This window comes from Bacillus sp. FSL L8-0099 (genome assembly GCF_038006385.1).
Taxonomy (GTDB): domain Bacteria; phylum Bacillota; class Bacilli; order Bacillales; family Bacillaceae_G; genus Bacillus_A; species Bacillus_A toyonensis.
Window position 1 is genome coordinate 86,472 of sequence record NZ_JBBOVC010000003.1, and the last position, 21,242, is coordinate 107,713.

General features: G+C 32.8%; 15 protein-coding genes and 2 pseudogenes. 3 read left to right on the plus strand and 14 right to left on the minus strand.

The features are described from left to right. Positions 1–69: 69 nt before the first annotated feature. From MHH42_RS29720 to MHH42_RS29730, 3 genes are all read right to left on the minus strand, one after another. On the minus strand, positions 70–696 hold the full coding sequence (locus MHH42_RS29720; protein ID WP_053445876.1) for an ABC transporter ATP-binding protein: 627 nt from the start codon (positions 694–696) through the stop codon (positions 70–72). A 5-nt stretch (positions 697–701) separates the two neighbouring features. Next, complete coding sequence (locus MHH42_RS29725) at positions 702–2,921, minus strand: DUF1430 domain-containing protein (RefSeq protein WP_340895190.1); 2,220 nt, start codon at positions 2,919–2,921, stop codon at positions 702–704. 177 nt (positions 2,922–3,098) lie between these two features. Then, the gene (locus MHH42_RS29730; RefSeq protein ID WP_000768885.1) at positions 3,099–3,386 is read right to left on the minus strand and encodes a lactococcin 972 family bacteriocin; all 288 of its coding nucleotides are present in this window, start codon (positions 3,384–3,386) and stop codon (positions 3,099–3,101) included. A 1,032-nt stretch (positions 3,387–4,418) separates the two neighbouring features. Here MHH42_RS29730 and MHH42_RS29735 point away from each other — a divergent pair. Continuing rightward, positions 4,419–4,553, plus strand: coding sequence for a hypothetical protein (locus MHH42_RS29735; RefSeq protein WP_255253888.1), 135 nt, complete (start codon positions 4,419–4,421; stop codon positions 4,551–4,553). A gap of 151 nt (positions 4,554–4,704) precedes the next feature. On the opposite strand, the pseudogene MHH42_RS32505 reads toward MHH42_RS29735, so the two are convergent. The 7 genes and pseudogenes from MHH42_RS32505 to MHH42_RS29770 form a co-directional block, all read right to left on the minus strand. Further along, a pseudogene (locus MHH42_RS32505) lies at positions 4,705–4,804 on the minus strand (DDE-type integrase/transposase/recombinase); the annotation flags it as partial. Positions 4,805–4,855: 51 nt separating this feature from the next. Further along, positions 4,856–5,143: an ArsR/SmtB family transcription factor gene (locus tag MHH42_RS29745; protein WP_000935902.1), complete on the minus strand. Its 288-nt coding sequence runs from the start codon at positions 5,141–5,143 to the stop codon at positions 4,856–4,858. A 120-nt stretch (positions 5,144–5,263) separates the two neighbouring features. Further along, positions 5,264–5,554 (minus strand): hypothetical protein, encoded by a 291-nt coding sequence (locus tag MHH42_RS29750; RefSeq protein WP_070189755.1) that lies wholly within the window; start codon positions 5,552–5,554, stop codon positions 5,264–5,266. A 138-nt stretch (positions 5,555–5,692) separates the two neighbouring features. Continuing rightward, positions 5,693–6,004: a heavy metal-binding domain-containing protein gene (locus MHH42_RS29755; protein WP_000637486.1), complete on the minus strand. Its 312-nt coding sequence runs from the start codon at positions 6,002–6,004 to the stop codon at positions 5,693–5,695. Positions 6,005–6,267: 263 nt separating this feature from the next. Further along, the gene (locus MHH42_RS29760; protein WP_070189754.1) at positions 6,268–6,963 is read right to left on the minus strand and encodes a response regulator transcription factor; all 696 of its coding nucleotides are present in this window, start codon (positions 6,961–6,963) and stop codon (positions 6,268–6,270) included. A 568-nt stretch (positions 6,964–7,531) separates the two neighbouring features. Continuing rightward, on the minus strand, positions 7,532–7,813 hold the full coding sequence (locus tag MHH42_RS29765; RefSeq protein ID WP_053445880.1) for a hypothetical protein: 282 nt from the start codon (positions 7,811–7,813) through the stop codon (positions 7,532–7,534). A gap of 635 nt (positions 7,814–8,448) precedes the next feature. Next, entirely contained in the window at positions 8,449–8,571 is a 123-nt protein-coding gene (locus MHH42_RS29770) for a hypothetical protein (protein ID WP_255253887.1), read from the minus strand. 1,256 nt (positions 8,572–9,827) lie between these two features. Between MHH42_RS29770 and MHH42_RS29775 the strand changes: the two genes are divergently transcribed. Beyond that, on the plus strand, positions 9,828–11,294 hold the full coding sequence (locus MHH42_RS29775) for a catalase (protein ID WP_070174182.1): 1,467 nt from the start codon (positions 9,828–9,830) through the stop codon (positions 11,292–11,294). A gap of 847 nt (positions 11,295–12,141) precedes the next feature. On the opposite strand, the gene MHH42_RS29780 is transcribed toward MHH42_RS29775, so the two are convergent. The 4 genes from MHH42_RS29780 to MHH42_RS29795 all read right to left on the minus strand — a co-directional run bounded on the left by MHH42_RS29780 (position 12,142) and on the right by MHH42_RS29795 (position 18,561). Next, entirely contained in the window at positions 12,142–14,436 is a 2,295-nt protein-coding gene (locus MHH42_RS29780; protein ID WP_070189753.1) for a M60 family metallopeptidase, read from the minus strand. A 391-nt stretch (positions 14,437–14,827) separates the two neighbouring features. Continuing rightward, positions 14,828–15,535, minus strand: coding sequence for a response regulator (locus tag MHH42_RS29785; protein ID WP_097926865.1), 708 nt, complete (start codon positions 15,533–15,535; stop codon positions 14,828–14,830). Beyond that, complete coding sequence (locus tag MHH42_RS29790) at positions 15,532–17,136, minus strand: sensor histidine kinase (RefSeq protein ID WP_340895196.1); 1,605 nt, start codon at positions 17,134–17,136, stop codon at positions 15,532–15,534. Before MHH42_RS29790 ends, MHH42_RS29785 begins: the two co-directional genes overlap by 4 nt. 1,218 nt (positions 17,137–18,354) lie before the next feature. Continuing rightward, complete coding sequence (locus MHH42_RS29795; protein WP_070174178.1) at positions 18,355–18,561, minus strand: hypothetical protein; 207 nt, start codon at positions 18,559–18,561, stop codon at positions 18,355–18,357. A gap of 1,654 nt (positions 18,562–20,215) precedes the next feature. On the opposite strand from MHH42_RS29795, the pseudogene MHH42_RS29800 reads away from it, so the two are divergent. Further along, positions 20,216–20,914, plus strand: a pseudogene (locus tag MHH42_RS29800) (RNA-guided endonuclease InsQ/TnpB family protein); the annotation flags it as partial. Positions 20,915–21,242: the final 328 nt, after the last annotated feature.

Here is a 21,242-nt window from a genome sequence, read left to right on the forward strand (position 1 = left end):
TGGGGGATTTTTCATTACAATTATTTTGAAATTTTTGCACCATAACCGTTAATACCTTATTTTCAAAATTTATAGTGTAACAACGTTCGTACATATTTTAGACACTTCAGGGTCATGAGTAACAATTAGAATTGTTTTTCCTTCATTATTTAATGACTTTAATATACTAAGCACCTGATCCCGATTCACTTCATCTAATGATCCAGTCGGCTCATCTGCTAGGATGATATCATTCTTTTTTAACATGAGCCTAGCTAATGCTATTCTTTGTTGTTCTCCACCACTAAGTTGATAAATTTTACTGTTTAATTTGTCTAGTAGCCCAACTTTTTCTAGAACTTCTTTTTTCTTGTCCTCTTTATTAGGTAACTTAACATATTCTAGTGCTACATCTAAATTTTTGCTCACAGTCTCATTATCAATTAATGCATAATTTTGAAAGAGATAGCCTATTGTATATCTAAAAAGCTCGATTTGTTTTTTCTCGCTCTTCCAAGCGTTTTCTATTCCTTGTATGATTACATCTCCAGAGTCTGGTTCTTCTAAAAGACCTACTATATTTAATAGCGTTGATTTTCCGGTTCCACTTTGACCCGTAATAGCCATCATTTCTCCTTTATTTACAACCAAATTAAAATTATCAAGCACTTGTTTATTTTCATATTTCTTAGATATATTTTTTAGCTCAATTTCCACTTGAACTACGCTCCTTTTAATACGTCCTTATTTTTCTTCTTTTCTACAAATCGAATGATGAAATAAACAATTAATAATTCAACTAACCAATAAGTTGGAATTATAAGTGAAATAATTGTATAAGTTGTTAATTTAAATGTTAATGCACCTAAATAAATTATTAACCAAAAAAGACTTAAGAGAAAACAGATTTTACTGTGTCGCTTATAAAAATCAAAGCCATTGATTCTTTGAACGGCATGAATAAATTTATTTCTTTCTAAATAATTTAAAACTGTAAAACAAGTAATAATAATCTCTATGCTAAGTAATAATGTTACAAAAAGAAGAGTAAATTGAAGTTCGCTTTTTAATTTAAAGAGATAATCATCTACAATACTATATAATGACGGCGTTGTAAGAATGATATCTTGAAGACCTGCGATTTTAATGTCTTCTTTTAATTCTTTATAAGGCTGACTTGGATTATCTACTTTTGGGAAAAAATAACGCCCAGTTAAATAACTTAAATAGCTGTCTCCACCCATATTTTCTGAGTTAACAACAATCAATATAGCGTCCTTGCTATAATTTTGGTTTTTAACCTCTAGCATAGGATTATACAAAAAATGTTTTTGGTTATCTTGGATATAGGTAAGTTTAATTTCAACCTGTTTATGTGGTTCAATTTTTTCTCCTATGCTTTCCTTATGTTTATCTTCATCAATAAACCTTGTGAATTGATACCATTCTTTATACATTTTTAAAATATCAGCTTCGTTGCTGCGATATTTATTGGGAACTAATATAACTAAATAGTCACCATAATCAGCATCGATATTGATTTTTTTACCATTCAAATCATAAACTGGATTATCATGTAAATAATTAGAATTCACTTGAAGGGTGTTACCGCCGTGAGGATCATACTCTTTAACATCTCCTATAGTATTGTTTAAAGAATTGTTATACTCTAACTGTTTTTTGTACGTTATACCATCTGATGGTTTTATAAGCAAAGCCCCTTTTTGGTTAGTTATTCCAAATAGTTTCTTGCTTTTAATTCCAGTTTCATATTCCCAGTTTGTGCGGTCGCCTATAATATTACTTTGATATTCATAAAAACTATAATTTTTTGTTGTATCCCATTTTTCCTGGTTAGAGTTTTGTACAGATAGATCTTGATAATAATTTATAAGATTAAAAGAGAAGATAATTAGAAAAATCGAAAAGATAAACTTTGAACTATAATTTAAAAATTGAACTAGTTTTAATGGTTTTTTATTTTTTAATAGTTCCAGAATTTTTATATGATATATCATTAAAGAAGGAAGTAGGCTAACTAGAATAGAAATACCTGAAAAAATTAATTGCCACACAATCCATGTACTACCAAAATCTAAGAATTTACTCATCCTATTATAAAAAAACAAGTATATTACTTGTCCTATAATAACTACCATTAAGGATAACGTATGAATTTGAATACTTTCTTTTAATAGATGCTTAAAAATCAGTTCTCTATCCGTATATCCAAACAGTTTTCTAATTGCCAAACTTTTATAATTTAATAATATATAATATAAAAAACTCAGGAAGATGAGTAACAGAACTATAGTAAGAACTATAATAAAGTACTTATCAACTCCCTGATTTTCTAGGATGTTCATAGCACCTGCTCGTTCTGACTCTTCTGTTTTGAACCCGATTTCCGTATTTAATTTCTCTTTTACCTTTTGAACAACGTTTGGATTGTTACTATCAACAAAATAAGCGCCTCTCAAGTTTTCATCCTTTGCCGCTTCTATAGGTTTAATTTCTACCATAAGTTCAGGTGAAAATATGTTTATCTTTCCAACCTGCTCTTTATCTTTCGTATCTCTTGATGACAAATAACTTGCTACGGAATGATCTTGATTGAATATCTTTCCCCATTCTAGTGGATATTTTTGTTTGAATTGTGTTTCATCCCCTATAGCTGCATAGATAATTACTTTTTGTTTTTTTGAAGTTTTAATCGGTTTATATGATAATTTATAGATGTTGATTTTTTCCTTTTTGGATAATTCCTCAATCTTTCTCAGTTTATCTTCCGGGCGTTCATCTTTATTCAATTCAACCACTTGAATTCCATTTCTATCAGAAAAATTAATATTTACCATTTCTCTTTTTTCAAAGTGCTTAGTAAGTACAAATGAAGATACAGCATAGGCTACAAGTACTAATGTAATTAATATTTTTTTCATACCAGTCTCCATTTTCCGTATCCTATTTTCATTTAAAATTCAAATGAAGATAGAATACTCTTTGTCTTCAAATATTAACAAAAATAATTTACTTATCTATATGTATTTAAGTAACATAAAATAGAATCCTAGAACATGCAGGTAATAACCCACGAGTTCTAGGATTTTTCTTACTTTTTATTTAACAGACCAATAAGATTCATCTACACCAGCTGTATCAGGTGCACTTGCATATGAAGTGTAACCTGGGTTCGTCCATGGAGAACTATAATAATATTGTCCGATTACTGAAGATTTGTGAACTTTGCTTCCGTGGTAATAATTTGACCAAACTGAACCACCACCGGTTCCATAATTCCATGTTCCCCCCCCTACATATTCTGTTGCAGCAAATGCTGCTGTTGCTCCTGAACCAAGTATTGCAGCACTTAATACTAATGAACTTACAGTTTTTTTCAATTTCAATGTTTTTTCCCCCTTTAACATCTAATTAATTTATTTAGATATTGCAGACTGACTACCTTTTTATTTTTAAACAACCGCATTAAAAAATAAATATATAGAACAGAATACAATAAACTAACAAATAGGAAGTAAATAAGGTAAGGATACTCAAATGAAAAAATAATTCAATTAAAAATAGGGTGGGAAATATTAACTTTAAATCGTTTTTTTTAATATTATCACAATTTTTTTCAAGAAAGACATATTCAAAATTTTTTAAATAAAATTCCGAATTTTCAGTAATTATTTGATATAAAAATAGTGATACTTAAAAAGAAAATTGTCAATCAAGTAAATATTTACAAAAATAGAGGGGAGTAATTGGACAGTATTTTAAATAATACAATTTAAGAAATAGACATTTCCAATTTTTTGTTACCATAAAATCGTATGGTAACAAAAAAAATTGTGATAAGTGTGAAAGATTACTTTGTTTAATACGTTATATAAGGTATAAGAAATTGTATATCTATTATTATCATCACACATTACAAATTAAATATATAGATAATACGGAAATAATAAGTTTTTACTAAATATGCCTTAGATTTACTTTCTTAATCGCTTGAACTACTCACCACTTAACGTCCTTACGGACTGTTTGAAGTGGGAGATTCCTGCGAACACCGATGTATCCACCGGTTATCTTAGCAGGCTCTACCCGTAGTCCCTACGGTGGGAACATAAGTATCTTGTACGTTGACTCACCACACTCCCTACTTTAGCTTGGTTTTCGCAACTTCGGCAAGCGTGGGGCGATAGAACGTTGAAGATTTTACGGTTGCAACGTTTTTCTGCAACCAACCTCATATCTTCAGTTTTCGAAGAGCAATCTGTACAAGTGTATGGTAGCAAATATGTTGGCTTATGCCAACCGACATTCATCTCCCACCTAAAATTGGTGTTTCACACCTTCACATTTTTGAGGAAGGAGTTTTCTGTCGGAAAACGATAAAAAATTCAAATAAGAAAGAATTTATGAGGTGAGATAGTATGAAGGATATTTATGAACTATTACAAGAAATCCATATAAACCTAACTGAATTTGAAGAAATAAAATGTAGTGAGGTAGAAAAAGAGAAAGTAAAAGATTTTGTAAAAGAGTTAATTAAAAAGAAGGAAGACTGAAAATGTTTATAACGCAAGTATCAATCTAAAGAATGAAGCGATAAGGCTTCTAACCGCAAGGACTGTGGAGATAGCCTAACTCTTTACCTAGGAATCCCCCTCTTCTAAAAGAAGTGAAAGTGGGGGTAGTTCAATCATAAGGATTCATTGACGTATTTGAAACATGAAAATTAATTGTATTAACTTTAAATAACAGCACGGTATTAGTACATCCATTGACCTTTAATTTTTACATACGTCTCATCAATCCGCTAAGAATCCTTGATTGACTTAGGGGGTTCTGGAACAAAGATTATTATTTTTTACTTACAATTAGTAGATTTGTAATCTAGTAGTATTTCAACAATGGAATTAATAGTTTTGTTTTGGGCACTATAGTAGACTTCTAATCCTTTTCTATCATTTCTAATTAATTTTTGAGATTTCATCTTTGCTAAATGCTGTGAAACAGTAGATTGTGGGATACCCAGTATACCTACAATTTGTGTTACATTACATGCCCCTCTTATAATTAATTCTTTCAAAATTTCAATTCTTACTGGATGAGCTAATGCCTTAAAAACTTCTGCGTCTTTTTCATAATTTAACAAACTAAACATCTCCTTTTGAATCGATATATGTTTATAATATTAATAATTTATTCTGCATCATCTTTTTGATTTAATTAGTTTTTTATTTTTTCAACATACCCTGGTATGCTTGAGACACTCTTATTCTCTTTTTTTTACTTCCTTTAATTCATCTGAAAATGTTGCATTTGGCTTTTTCATATAATACATAATTCTAAAATCATATTTGATGGTTTCTAACCATATACTTGTACTTAGGTATCTTGTCTTAACCAAATCAGCGATTTCTAGTAGCAGAAATTGACCTTTACCAAGGAATTGATTCCCTTCATGTAATTTCGCAAGAATCTTTTTTGGGCTAGGCCAGAAATTCCAATAGTTAATAGCGATTGTATAAATCCTAAACCTAATGTATCGACTTGTTTGATACATATTAACTATTCACCAGAACCACATGTAACTAATTTTTTTCAAAGAATATTTTTCTATAAAAAACTGCAACTCTACTTGTTAGTTATGTCTAACAAGTAGAGTTGCAGTTCACCAATTAGGTTATAGTTTACTTGCTATTTAGACACGTACAGCTGTACCGCTTACTGCAACCATTAGCATTCCATCACGAACGACTTCGTAGTCTACATCGATACCAACAATTGCATTTGCTCCTTTTTGCGTTGCAAGTTGTTTCATTTCTTCCATGGCAATGTCACGAGCTTCTTTTAATTTACTTTCATAAGCACCAGAACGGCCACCTACAACGTCACGAACAGAAGCAAAGATGTCGCGTACGATATTTGCACCCATAATTGCTTCACCGTTTACGATGTCTATATACTCAATAATTTCTTTACCCTGAATAGTATTAGTTGTTGTTACGATCATTATTAACACACTCCTATAATTTTTAAAAATTTATTGTTGATTGCTATAATCCTATTATTAATTTTAAAAGCTAAATAAACTATCTAATATCCTTACATAAAGATGACAGTTCTGTAAGGGTGAAAGAAAACAAGTTATCCACAAAAAACTTGTTTTCTTAACACTAATATTAAAATGCTTTCAATAGTAAAAATAGTTTTTGTAAGTTTTGTAAATACTTTTGTAATTAAAAAAAAGTATAAGCGAATCGATTTTCTGCCAAATTAGTTGCAATGCTTGTTTTCGTTCCATCTATATCCTTTTCCCCGTACCGTAAGGAGAAACTCAGGATTAGAAGGACTAGTTTCGATCTTCTGACGAAGACGATTGATATTCACATCGATGACTTTTGTATTGCCTACACAATTTATACCCCATATTTTATTTAAGAGTTCATTTCGTGAAATTGGTTTCATGGAATTTTCCATTAAATATCGTAAAATAATATGCTCTGTTGGAGTTAAATCAATTACTATCTCATTCCTATATAATTCTCCTAGCAGAAGATTTAATTGAAATGGCCCCGAATGAATCAATTCCAATTCCTTTTTATTTTTTTGAATTCTTCTTAGCAATGATTGTACACGTGCTACTAATTCAATTATACTAAATGGCTTTTTAATATAATCATCTGCCCCAATTGTCAAACCGTGTACCTGATCTTTCTCTTGAACAAGTGCCGTTAATATAATAATACCAATATCTTCATTGTTTTTTCGTATGCTTTTGCATACCCGAAATCCATCTATTCCTGGTAACATAACATCAAGTATTACAATATCAACATTATGCTGTTCTAAAAGCTTAAGAGCTTTTTCACCTGTATCGGTTTCTAAAACATTGAAACCAGCACGCTTCATATTCAATGTAATAAAACTACGGATGGTTATATCATCTTCTAATACTAAAATTGTTGTCATACTCACCGCTCCTTTACTCTTGTTGATAAACGGCTATTGGTTTGATATAAGTTCTAAGATTCTGGTAGTTTATTTTTTTAAAATTGTATATACATGAGCTCTTTTTTTATATGTATCAACTCCTAGGAGTCACTATATATGTCCATCAACTTAAAAATCTAGTAAAAAAACTGTCATCCTTTCTATTTAGTCTTTTAGAAAGAATAACGTGGAGCTAGTAAAGATTCTTAAGTTGGTGGACATGGAGTGGTATCCCTAGTTTATTCGCCTTATATTAATTAAGTGATAGGACTTTTTCGTCCTTAATCTCATTCTCCTGTCAACTCTAGCACCACATAATTTATTACGTGAAAACGAAATATTTTTCATCGTTTGCTCTTAAATTCCCACGTTTTTATATACACCCCAAAATGCTTTGACTAGATAATCCAAGTTCTCTTCTGATTCACCTAAATAAAGTTAGGCCTCTTGAAACTCCCCAATTGATTAGCTGATTAATGATGCACCGTTTTTTTCTTTCTACATGATAGATGTGCTGTTCTAGTTTTTTTGGACCTTTTGCATGCTTTCAAGAAATCAATTCTTGTGTTGCCATTTCTACAAACTGAATATCAGACTCTACAAGGTATTGAATATATGCCGTTTTCGCCTTCATATATTCATCTTCATTTTTCCATCTGTGATGGCTGCCGTCGTAAAGTATAAAAAAGGAGTCGCTTTTCAACGGACTTATCAATTTATTCATTTCATTATTCGGATTAAATATTTCTTTTGCTTTTTTATGTGCCTGTAACACTTTGTCTTTCGAACATCCGCCTACAAGCAAATAATGTGGAGTGATTAAACTCATTTTGTTATTTCCCCCTCTATTGCCCTCATATACGATCCAGAAAGGATAGGAACAAAGAGCACGCATTGAATCTTTACGAGCTAACATGATTTAAAAAGCATGAAAGGAAGGATAATCTCAAATGGCTAGTGATATATTCTAAAAAGCTGTCCTTCTTCTCACTTTGTACAACAAACACCTTAAGTTCGGATAAATGAGCTTGTTCTTTATCGTTTTCCGACAGAAGACTCCTTCCTCAAAAATGTGAAGGTGTAAAGCATCAATTTTAGGTGGGCGATGAATGTCGGTTGGCATAAGCCAACATGTTTGCTATCATTTACTTGTACAAATTGCTCTTCGAAAACTGAAGACATGAGGTTGGTTGCAGAAAAACGTTGCAACCGTAAAATCTTCAACGTTCTATCGCCCCACGCTTGCCGAAGTTGCGAAAACCAAGCTAAAGTAGGTAGTGTGTGAGTCAACGTACAAGATACTTATGTTTTCACCGTAGGGACTACGGGTAGAGCCTGCTAAGATAACCGGTGGATACATCGGTGTTCACAGGAATCTCCCACTTCAAACAGTCCGTAAGGACGTTAAGTGGTGAGTAGTTCAAACTTAGCTTTAATATAAAAGGTGCCTCCACTTAAAAATGATTATGTAGTTCTCCCCCACTTGAATCCAACGGTTTCATGAAGCATTTGTTTTGTCATCTCCATTGTGAATTCTTGGGCCTGCTTTCTCGAATGGAAATCTACAATCCCATTCGAAGCAATCATTTCTTTCACCCTTTCGTAGTTATGGAGTTTTCATATAACTAAATACAATACAACTAACCAAAATGGCATTACCATTAAAAATCCATTTCTAATCCCTATTGCAAAAGCCAAAGGATCATCATTACAGTTTGACGTTGCCTTTTTTTTAACCCGCTGCAACATCTTTTTTTGGGTGGGAAGGCTCATAGTGAATCTCCTCATCTTTCAATCTGTTTTCGTTTTCCATAACAAACTACCACCAAAACAGCCTATACAATAAATCACAATGAATTTCATAAAAATTTCTATAATTGCATCCGTCATTCCCCATTCTCCTCTCCCAAGGCCTGTAATACACAAGCTATAATTAGCAAAGTAAGAATTAATAATAAGCTCCCTATATTTCGGCATTTTCTAAGCATCGGCATTCTCTCCTCATAATTAACGTTTATTTCAGAAAAAAACCAAGCTAAGAAAATTCAGAGAAGAAAAGAGCCCAATTTACCTCGTTATGAGCAAATCGGCTCTTTAATATTCAAAAGACATAAGCAATGTAAACTTATTGGGTGTAATCTCCCAAACTTATATTCTCCTAAGAAATTAATATCTTCCTAGCCTAAAGGCGAATATCGTACGCTAGAGATCTTTTCATTTAAGAAGCTTGGTTGTTCCAAAATGCTGGCGGTAGCCCCAAATAGTACATAATATCCTCGAATGATATTAATATAATCTCCATGCAATATCAATTCTTTTTTTATAAAAATTATAAAAAAAGAATTGATATTGGTTTTTTTATGACATTTATCGACAAATTATTTACTTTTATCAATTATCAATTTATAATAATTATAACTTAATATACATACTACATAATATGTAATAATTACTTAGTTGAGCATATAGTTACCACTGTAGGGGTTTTGAAAAAAAATCCAAAATGCTGGACGAGTACTCATACGGATTAATTTATATAAATATAAGGGGAATGAAACTGCAGAAAAGATGTGTGATTAGTATGCTCTAGTTTAGAAGATTACTAACCGGTTGGATAATTTTAGGTGATAATACAGAGTCATGGATTTATTACAGAGTATTTTAGGTTGGCTATGGTAAATATACAAGATATATTTATGGATTGATTCGCGGACTCTACCTCAAAAAATGAAATAAAAACGATTTTTAATCATTGACAAGCAATAAAACAAAATATATATTAAATAATAATAATTATTATAAGAAAATCATTATTATTATTTATAAACAGGAGGTTCCACTTCATGAATCCAAATAATCGCTTAACAACAAACCAAGGTACTCCAGTTGGAGATAACCAAAATTCTCGTACAGCTGGTCGCCGTGGACCGGTATTATTAGAAGACTATCATTTAGTAGAAAAGCTTGCTCATTTTGATCGTGAACGTATTCCAGAGCGTGTTGTACATGCACGTGGTGCAGGTGCTCACGGTGTATTTGTAACCAAAAAAAGTATGAAGCAATATACGAAGGCAGCATTTTTACAAAATGAAGGAACTGAAACGCCTGTATTCGTTCGTTTCTCAACAGTTATTCATGGCCAAGGCTCTCCGGAGACAGCACGTGATCCGCGTGGGTTCGCTGTTAAATTTTATACAGAAGAAGGAAACTACGATATCGTAGGTAACCATTTACCAGTTTTCTTCATTCGTGATGCAATTAAATTCCCTGACATGGTGCATTCTTTAAAACCAGCACCTGATACAAATATTCAAACGCCAGATCGTTATTGGGATTTTATGACGTTAACACCAGAATCTACTCATATGATGACATGGGTATTTTCTGATTATGGTACACCAGCAAACTATCGTGAAATGGAAGGCTTCGGAGTCCATTCATTTAAATGGATTAATGCAAAAGGTAAAATTGTTTACATTAAATATCATTGGAAACCACAGCAAGGTGTACGAAATTTAAGTGCAAAAGAAGTAGAACAAGTACAAGGTAAAGATTTTAATCATGCAACTCGCGATTTATTCGATGCGATTGAAAAAGGAAATCATCCAAAATGGGATCTACACGTACAAGTGATGCAATTAAATCAAATGGATTCTTTAGATTTCGATCCATTAGATCCAACAAAAGTATGGCCAGAAGATTGTTTCCCACTCATTGAAGTAGGGACAATGACACTAAATCGTAACCCACAAAACTTTTTTGCGGAAGTAGAGCAAGCGGCCTTTACACCAAGTGCAACTATACCTGGTATTGAACCATCTGAAGATAAACTATTACAAGGTCGTTTATTCTCTTATCCAGATACACAGCGTTACCGACTTGGTGCAAATTATTTACAAATCCCTGTAAACTGCCCATACGCAACTGTTCGTAATCAACAACGTGATGGTGCGATGCAAGTAAATCAAAACCCATCTACAATAAACTATGAACCGAGCCGCCATACTGAAAATCCAGTTGAAGACCCAACTTACCGCGATTCAACTATGAGAGTTGAAGGCTATGTATCTCGTGAAAAAAATGAGAAACCGAACGACTTCAAACAAGCCGGTGAGCGTTATCGTTCATTCTCTAAAGAAGAGCAAGACAACTTAATTGCAAACTTAACTAATGACTTGAAAGACGTAAATGAGCGTACGAAACTACTAGCTATTTGTAACTTCTTCCGTGCAGATCGTGAATATGGTATTCGCTTAGCAGAAGCATTAAATGTTGATATTTCATCGTATGTAGGAATTTCTACAAAATAATAACATGCTTAATTTTATTTTACTCTCAAATTTAACTTACAATATGTAAGAAAAGAAGTTGTCTCAAAAATTCGTTAAAAAACGACTTTTTAGGAACAACTTCTTTTTTAGTTCTCTTCAACAATAGATAGGATTATTAATATTTGTTCATACAATTTATGCAGCATTTCCAAATTATTATTTTGTTTTTGCTAATCCTACAATTGTAATGCAGGCATATAGCTAACATATTGGCTGTATTTTCTTATTATCGTTATAGCAAGGTTCTACACGCTTTCCTATGGATATATTTTTTTAGGGAATCTTGGCGAAGAACTAATGTATATTTGACACTTTATACTTTATAAGAATAAATACTGAAAAGCAGATAGCTAATCAATTTTAATTGTGTAAAAAATACATATCTATAAACAGTGGTAATAATGGCTTAATACTTCTCGTATCACGGGAAAAGTACCTAATGTCCTGAAGAGAGATTTCAAGGCATCTGATGTGATGTTAAGGATGATGATTTGTGGGTATGCAAGCATATAAAGTTTTATTATAGGAGTTCAATTTACTTTATAGAGTAGGGAAATAAGAAAGAATAATAGATTATGAAAAGTGCCCTTAGGAGATAGGGGCTCCTTAGGGCACACCTAATCACATGAATTGATTAGGAGGAATATAAATATTTTAACATATAGCTGATTCATTTGAAGGTAACAAAAAAATTACAGAATTTACGATACGAGAAAGCCCACACAGGACTTTAGTCCTTCTTTAAACGTGGGAGTGTCAATCTCTCCATTGTTTCAATTTGAGCTCCTGATTCAGTCTTACTTTTATTAAATACACTGAGGTACAACTATTTTAGTACCTTTTTAAATTTGCAACCAAAAGTAATTATCATACCTACAAGAACCATCAATATGCCTATTGCTGCACTGTTATTTGTACTTGTACCTGCTTTTGGAAGCTCTTTATACGTATCTTCTTTTTCATCAGAATTACTGTTGTTAGAGATATTATTAATACCATTTTCTTTATCTTTCACTACCACTTTTTGTATTGTAATTACCTCATTACTACCGGAGTCACGACCAAGGAATTTCACCTCGGAAGTACCAGTTTTAAATATATCTATTTCACCAAAATGTCTTACTTTATCAGTAATATTGCCATCTTCTTTCTCAATTGCTTTAACCCCAGTCATTGGTGCGAATTTGTCTTCTACATTCATATTCCCTTCAGTAGGTACAGTTAACTCAGGCTCTTGAATCTCAATAGGTTTTTCTTTTTCTTTAACTGTTACAGTTTGTATTTGAGTTGCCAAATGACCTGCAGAATCTCTAACTGTGTATTTAATCGTGCAAGTGCCAGGTGTATTTGTATCTACTTCACCTTCATATTTTATTTCTGATGTAAGGTCACCATCTTCTTTATCAGTAGCACTTACATCTCTCATTGGTTCGAATTTATCCCCTTCCGAAATTTTAGTTTCTGAGGGCACTTTTAGTAATGGCGCCTCATCTTTTATTTCTTCTTTTTCTTTAACCGTAACCGTTTGTTTCGCGTTTACTTTATGATTTTTAGAGTCTTTAACTGTGTAAATTAACTCGTAAGTGCCTGCTTTAGAGGTATCTACTTTACCGTCAACTGTTATTTTATTAGTAAGGTCTCCGTCTTCCTTATCAGTAGCAGACACTCCTGACATTGGGTCGAATGAATTACCTATATTAACTGTCGCTCCAACAGGTACTGTAAAATTCGGTTCCATATCTGGAATTTCTTCTACAATTACAGGTTTAGAATCTGTGGCTTCCCAAATAGGTGCGGTTAATATCGGATAGTTCAAAGCTTCTATTTTTTGTCGCGTTTCTTGCGATGCTTTCAGTCCCCATTGATCAAAAAACGGGAGTACATTTTGTTTCGCTACTTTGGATGTATTGTAAATAAATGCTTGAATTTTCTCTTCATCCGTTTTTGGAAGTTGATCCTTTGGTAACTCTCGATATAGTTTGTGAAGATTCGGATAAAAATCCTCACCATATGCGAGATGAAGTTGCCAAAGCATAACAAGTTTCACAAACAAGTCATTAATATTTTTATAGTCTTTATCTGTTTGTTTTAAGTATACAAAGGCTTTATCGTAATCACCGGATTTTTCTAAACGCGTCGGTTGATTCGGGAATAATCGCTTTTGTGCAGCTAAAGAATATAGATTAACAGTTACTTCACCCATTCCTCTTAAATCATTCCACGTCCATGGGTGTTGTTGTCTTGCATGTCCCGCTTCGTGCATTTGTCCCCATCCAAATTTATTTACATTTAAAGCACTTTCAATTGCGTTACCAGCAGTAGTAAATGCAGCTCCATCTAGACTTGCATACATGCCCCATGTTGGTTTGTTAGGATTTTCTATAAAGGCCCAAATACGTTGAGTCGAACGATGTAAAGGATTAGGATCTGTTTCAGATAATCCAGATATTTTATCTTGCGCTCGAATCATTTCATCATATGTTTCTAATAACGGGATAGGATCTTGATTCACTATATGCTTCTTAGCACTATCTTGAGTAACCGTAAGCACTGCTTTCTTTGATTTTAATTGAACAGCATGTGCATTTGGATACTTGTCCATCATCGCAATCCAGTCTGCTTTCGTATGCTTTCCTAATTCAAAGAGCGGGACATGGCTCCCGCCTTGTGTAACTTTCACCTTAACTGTTCCTGTAGTTTGATTATTATCAAGTCCTAATAACCCACCATTTGGAGATGAAATCTTATTCGTACCAGGAGAAAGTTTAATTTCTTTTCCCCATTCTTTATCATAGCCATGTGTTCCAATAATTGCTCTAATCTTATTCGTTCCTGATACTTCAACTGTAACTTCTTCATTCGGTTGTATATAAATCCCAGTTGGTATATAGGTTTTTTGTTCACTTCTTCTCTCTCTTGTTGCTTCATCCTGATAGCTTCCTGTAGCTGGTAGGTCAAACTCCCTTAGTTCATATTGATTTGTAGTTGGTTGATTAACTGTTTCAGCGTGTACATTTAAATTGTTTGTTATAATAGGTGTAAATAATGTAGTTGTCAAAATAGCAGATGTCGCAAGTACTTTCATCGGTTTTTGAAATATATAATGATTCCTTTTCTTCATATAAATAATCCTTTCTTTTTCAATTTTTCCTGTTAAAATCCTTTTGTTGAACGAATGTAATTAATTTCAATCTCCTGGCGAGTTTATATTTCTGAAATTTCAGAAATATAAACTCGGAAATCTTTCTATTGTTTAATAAATATAAAACATACTAGAAAAAAGAAATTTTCAACCTTGTTTATACTAAATAATTACAAAAGATAGGGTATGAGAATGAAACGAACCTATTTCCTTTTTTCTTATTAATAAGAATTTAACATCGAACAAGTCTTACTGCAACATAATTTGACAATTATATCTTTTTTTCGACATTTTTTTACCTTACTAAATGAGTAGTCTCACATCTCTCAACAAAAAATTTTAAAAATATAAGCGACTTATCATAAGTCGCTTATACGTAAAAACTAATTTTATTTTGGTCAATACATCTCAATTTACTCACAGGTCTTCCCACATGCTGATATACCATTTTATTCTCTAATATTCCGATTTCAGTCAAAAACATGACATACTTTCGAATAGAAACTCTTGAAACCCCTACTAATTGCGCCATTTCATCTGTTGTAAACGTCCGTCCATTCAGTGACTCAATTTTCTCCCAAATTAATTGTAACGTTTGTTTCGTTAACCCTTTTGGAAGCTCTTTAGTGACAATAGGCTCTCTTTTTTCCTTTTGTAAAATTAAAGAATCTAATTCCGATTGACTAATTTTTTGTTGTTCTGTCATGAAAGTAAGTTTTTCTCGATATATAGTTAATGCCTCTTTAAATCTTTCAAATGTAAATGGTTTAATTAAATAATCTACTACGCCATAATGTAATGCTTTTTTAATACTCCCCATATCATGTACAGCTGAAATCATTATAATATCAATTTCTTTCTCTTGATTCCGAATATACATTAAAAGCTCAAATCCAGTCTCTTCAGGCATAAAAATATCAAGTAAGACTAAATCTACTTGCGATTTCTCTAATACTTCTATCGCCGATTTTACTGAGTTAACTGCTTGGACAAGTTCAAACCCTCCTACTTGTTCTAAATAATGTGTATTTAACATTGCTACCATCGGATCATCTTCTACAATTAAAACCTTAATCATATCTGCCCCTCATCCCTACTATTAGGTATTTCAATTGTTATCTTTGTTCCCTCTCCTAACGATGAATGGATATAAATCTCCCCATTTATTCGCTGTGTACTTTCTTTTACAAGATATAAGCCATAACCGCGATTATCTCCCTTTGTGGAATAGCCTTTCGCAAACAATTTATCCAGCATATCTTCTGGTATTCCACTGCCTGTATCTTGTACTGTTATCATTAAGGCATCTTCATGTTGTATTCCAACTTCAACTTGTTTTTTCTCACAATTCATTACTGCGTCAAATGCATTATTGATTAAATTTCCAACAATCGTAATAAGTTCATGGATGATACAATCATCATATATATCTGGTAAGTCCGATTCTTCACTTATAATTAGCTTTATATTTTTCTCCCTAGCATAGCTAAGTTTACCCAGTAAAAAACCAGCAAATACTGGACTTTTAATTCTTTTCATAACCCCACCAATTTCATATTGATGCTCTGATACCATACGACTTACATATTTCTGCAATTCTTCATACTGTTTCATATGTGTTAGCCCTAAAACGACATGCATTTTATTCATAAATTCATGAGATTGTGCCCGTAATGCTTCCGCATATAGCTTAATGCCCGTTAGTTCTTCCGCTAATTGTCTAATCTCTGTTTTATCACGAAATGTTGCAATTGCACCAACTATTTCTCCTTTTACATATAAAGGAACCCGATTCGTAACAATTGTAATTCCATAAACAGTTTGTTCCTCGTTTAATTGTACATCTCCTGTTTGCAATACTTCTTTTATACGTGAATTCGGCGTATACACTTCAAGATTTTTACCGATAATATCTCCTGTAAGTCCACCTTTCTTTAATATTCGTTTTGCTTCATTATTTATTAAAGTTACATGGGCATCTTTATCTACAGCAATAATACCCTCCTTCACCGAAAGCAACATCGCATTTCTTTCTTCAAGAATTTTCGCTATCCTATGTGGCTCAAGACCAAATAAACTTTTCTTTATATGTCTAGCTAGCAATATCGCCCCTATAATACCAACTAATATTCCTACTCCAACACCGATATAAATAATATGTCTACTTTTTTTCACACTCTCTTTCACATTATCAGCTGAAATGCCAACAGCGACCGCACCAAGTTGCTCACCTGTTTCAGCAAAAATAGGTACGAATACTCGCATAGAAACCCCTAAAGTTCCTTCTGCAAGTGAAACATGCTCCTGTCCCTTCAATGCAGGTCCCTCATCTCCTCCAATAAAATGATGACCTATTTTCTTTGGATCTGGGTGAGACTTTCTTATTCCTCCCATGTCCATAACAACAATAAATTGAACATCTGTATTTTTTAATAGCCTATTTGTATACGTTTGGATTGCGGAAGTATCTGCTTTGCCTGTTAAACCATCGATTACAACTGAATCATTCGCCACAATACGTGCAATCGTTTTTGCTTTCTCTGCTTGGCTATCCTCCGTTGCCCGTTCTACATTATGACTAATTAATATATCTGTCACAAGTAAAGAAAACATTACAACTGTACACACTAATAATGTGATTGTTTTCCATAAATCCAATAACTTTTTCCTTTTTTTCATCTCTTCATTGACTCCTCTAATTCTTCTATGCGATCTTTGGTAAATATACAATAAGTAAGCTGTTATTATACTTTAAATTTACTCATTATTTTTTGGAGTTTTTCTATCGTTTCTTCTAAGTTTTGATTAGCTGCAAAATTTATCGTTTTCCGACAGAAGACTCCTTCCTCAAAAATGTGAAGGTGTGAAACACCAATTTTAGGTGGGAGATGAATGTCGGTTGGCATAAGCCAACATGTTTGCTATCATTTACTTGTACAGATTGCTCTTTGAAAACTGAAAATATGAGGTTGGTTGCAGAAAAACGTTGCAACCGTAAAATCTTCAACGTTCTATCGCCCACACTTGCCGAAGTTGCGAAAACCAAGCTAAAGTAGGGAGTGTGGTGAGTCAACGTACAAGATACTTATGTTCTCACCGTAGAGACTACGGGTAGAGCCTGCTAAGATAACCGGTGGATAATCGGTGTTCGCAGGAATCTCCCACTTCAAACAGTCCATTAGGACGTTAAGTGGTGAGTAGTTCAATCCATAATAAAAAATAAGAGAAATTTAATATTGTCATTTCTTTTGTAGCAAGGAGTATAAGATGGTTATGTTAGTCAACTTATACTTCTCACAAAACACTTCTAAATTACTCATAAAAGTTAATCTATCGCATTGCCATCAAGCTAAAAAATACACTCCTCCCTAAAATACAAAAGATGAGTTGAATCCTCATAAATAACTGTAGAATTATAAAGTTTTCTTTTTTGATTTTGGGAATATCTCAAAATATGAAGTTGATGAACATATGACGGATTCCTAAATTAGAGAAAGTAAAGCACATATGGATCTACTTAATAACCTAAGGAAAGTGGATTATTGCATAAAAAAGGCTCCATTTCTGGAGCACTCAAAAAAATGAATTAAAAAAAATAACAGACAATTAAACTATACAAATAACTCATAAATAAATCTATATATATTTTTAAAATTACATATGAAAATGTTATTTTAAGGTAATCCTTGAATAGATATTACTTTGTTCGTACAGCTACAAAAGATGAAGGAAACAAATTTTTATCTATTAGGAACGGAAATAATTCTTGTTATGTGGGCCACTCCGGTGAAATACTCAAATAGATATTATAAGCATAAAAAAATCTAGTAATATATACTTCTATTTTGTGAGATTGCTATAAAAAAAGCTCCCTTTCTAGGGAACTTTTTCATTATCTTATTCAATGGTATATCGACTATCTTCTAAAACATATAAACTTTTTGAATTAATTTCTATACTACAATCCCCTAATCGCCGCTTTACTTCTGATAGTAATTTTTCATTTGCTTCCTCTAAAGAACTTGCTGGAATCACCGTAGATTGTGAGCTTGATACTTTACCACTATACATCACTGAAAAATTCAATTCATATTGATGTATCAAGATTTCTTCACTCCTTTTTTTCTAAGTTTTCTCACAATTCATTCTTATTTGTTGATTACAATTATAATTTTTGAAGATAGGTACACACTTTGATACATATCAGATTTTTCTTAGTTAGGTGATAGCACACCGCAATCTTGCATGTCAGCGATACCAGAAATGGACTTCGCCTTTACCCACTGACGTTAGTCAGCTGACCCTTTAGGGGTAGGAGTATCAATTAATAAAGTATATGCAATAACTTTTAAAAAAATCATTGTTACATCTCACTAAGAACACAATTATTTTTTCCTGACTTTTTCAATGATTGCACCGATATATGCGCTCCCCTTTACCATGCCACGCGATACGTATGGCGGAATTAACTTTATCGTTTTCCGACAGAAGACTCCTTCCTCAAAAATGTGAAGGTGTGAAACACCAATTTTAGGTGGGAGATGAATTTCGGTTGGCATAGGCCAACATGTTTGCTATCATTTACTTGTACAGATTGCTCTTTGAAAACTGAAGATATGAGGTTGGTTGCAGAAAAACGTTGCAACCGTAAAATCTTCAACGTTCTATCGCCCACACTTGCCGAAGTTGCGAAAACCAAGCTAAAGTAGGGAGTGTGGTGAGTCAACGTACAAGATACTTATGTTCTCACCGTAGGGACTACGGGTAGAGCCTGCTAAGATAACTGGTGGATAATCGGTGTTCACAGGAATCTCCCACTTCAAACAGTCCGTTAGGACGTTAAGTGGTGAGTAGTTCAATCAATGGAATGAATTGTTTGAAAGAGAAGGAATCTACTTAGAATGATAATTTAGTAGGATAGGAAACCTTAAACGGAGCGTGTCTTTGGGCGCACTGACTAATACCCCTTTTGGAATCGTATATAACCTAACTTCTTTTCCTATGCATCCTCCTAGTAACATCACAAGCAAGAAACTAAGGAACAATCTACATTTCATAAAGCCCTTACCCTCTTTAACATGCAATCCAGTAAAATAATTTGTTTCAGATACGTAGAAATAAGGTTTAATTAGCAATCAATGATCAGGTGTTTTTACCCTAAGTATACCTGCATCTATTTATTTCCCAACCCGAAAGAGATAAATAGTTTTGTTTCCATTCATGAAATAGTACAATTTATGCATAATTGCATATCTAATTAATTGCTTTTAGTGTTATACTTTAATAGCGATGAATGCTATTATTTCATAAGTTGTCAACAAGCGTTATGTATGAGAAAAAGGAAGGAGCCAAATAGGCCCCTTCCTTTTTCTACTAATGAACTAAATTACTCTCTGGTAAAAATTTAAATAGTGATGCTGATTCACAGGCGTCTAAATATTGCTGGTATGATCACTTTACCTATTGTGGCAATACTTACGAGAAGTAAGTACTCTTTTATTTACGATACAATGGAATTATTATCGTTTATTTCTCAACATTTAACATATTGAATTAAATTCCCTTTATTGCTATTATAATGGTGACAGTTTGTTTTCTAGTGCTTTAATTGAGGGACCTGATTTAATACATCAGGTCCTTCTTAATTTTCTCACTAATAAGATAATATTTTTTAACGTATTCTCCGAAAAAATTCTCCTTCCTCAAGCGTGTGAAGGGCGTAGCCCAACGATAGATGGGAGATGAATTTCGGTTTGGCATAAAACAACATAGAGAAATACCACAAGATTATATAATCAAGTCATGTACGATTTCTATGACACCTACTGGTAAATATTATGTGTCCATCTTGACTGAATACGAAAAAGAGATTGTACAAAAAGAAGTAAAAACAGTTGTTGGGTTAGACTTTGCGATGGGTGGATTATACGTTAGTTCTGAAGATGAGAAAGCCAATTATCCTAAGTTCTATCGTGAAATGTTAGACCGATTAGCAAAGGCACAACGAGTATTATCAAGACGCAATAAAGATTCTGATCGTTGGAATAAACAACGTATTCGTGTAGCTAAGTTACATGAGAAAGTAGCTAACCAACGTAAGAATTTCCTTCATCATGAGTCTAAAAAGTTAGCTGCTAATTTTGATGTTGTAGGTATTGAAGACCTAAACATGAAAGGAATGTCGCAAGCACTTCATTTTGGAAAAAGTGTCGCTGATAATGGGTGGGGTATGTTCACTTCATTCTTAGCTTATAAACTAAATGAACAAGGAAAACAACTTGTGAAAATAGACAAATGGTTTCCTTCCACAAAAACATGTAGCAGTTGTGGAAATGCAAAAAATATGACATTGTCTGACCGAGTCTATTCTTGTATATGCGGTATAAATTTTGATAGAGATTATAACGCAGCTATCAATATCAAAAATGAAGCAATGCGCCTATTAGCGTTAGCATAAATAGTAATCAACCTTTGGAACAAGGGAGTTAGCTCGACTGTCTTAGGACGAATTCGTTAGCTATCAAAAGTAACGACTAACCGAGAAGCCCCCACTTCAAGCAGTCCGTTAGGACGTTAAGTGGGGGGTAGTTCACAATGACTGAAGTTCTATAGACTTTTTTAAAAGTAATAAATAATTATAAATAAAAAGAGAAGAACCCACCATAGTTCTTCTCTTTTCATTTATAAATTTAGGGTTTTCATATCTGTTGATATGAATAGCAGTAAATTAATGGATGAATAATTTACTAACAAAATTATAACATGTTAAACAAAGGCTTTTATAT

What these genes read in the sequence shown, in the direction of transcription:
- MHH42_RS29755 (WP_000637486.1), bottom strand. Translation starts at nt 6,004, where the DNA reads ATGATCGTAACAACAACTAATACTATTCAGGGTAAAGAAATTATTGAG.
- MHH42_RS29785 (WP_097926865.1), bottom strand. Translation starts at nt 15,535, where the DNA reads ATGATTAAGGTTTTAATTGTAGAAGATGATCCGATGGTAGCAATGTTA.
- MHH42_RS29760 (WP_070189754.1), bottom strand. Translation starts at nt 6,963, where the DNA reads ATGACAACAATTTTAGTATTAGAAGATGATATAACCATCCGTAGTTTT.
- MHH42_RS29750 (WP_070189755.1), bottom strand. Translation starts at nt 5,554, where the DNA reads ATGTATCAAACAAGTCGATACATTAGGTTTAGGATTTATACAATCGCT.
- MHH42_RS29780 (WP_070189753.1), bottom strand. Translation starts at nt 14,436, where the DNA reads ATGAAGAAAAGGAATCATTATATATTTCAAAAACCGATGAAAGTACTT.
- MHH42_RS29775 (WP_070174182.1), top strand. Translation starts at nt 9,828, where the DNA reads ATGAATCCAAATAATCGCTTAACAACAAACCAAGGTACTCCAGTTGGA.
- MHH42_RS29735 (WP_255253888.1), top strand. Translation starts at nt 4,419, where the DNA reads ATGAAGGATATTTATGAACTATTACAAGAAATCCATATAAACCTAACT.
- MHH42_RS29765 (WP_053445880.1), bottom strand. Translation starts at nt 7,813, where the DNA reads ATGAGTTTAATCACTCCACATTATTTGCTTGTAGGCGGATGTTCGAAA.
- MHH42_RS29790 (WP_340895196.1), bottom strand. Translation starts at nt 17,136, where the DNA reads ATGAAAAAAAGGAAAAAGTTATTGGATTTATGGAAAACAATCACATTA.
- MHH42_RS29725 (WP_340895190.1), bottom strand. Translation starts at nt 2,921, where the DNA reads ATGAAAAAAATATTAATTACATTAGTACTTGTAGCCTATGCTGTATCT.
- MHH42_RS29770 (WP_255253887.1), bottom strand. Translation starts at nt 8,571, where the DNA reads ATGATTGCTTCGAATGGGATTGTAGATTTCCATTCGAGAAAGCAGGCC.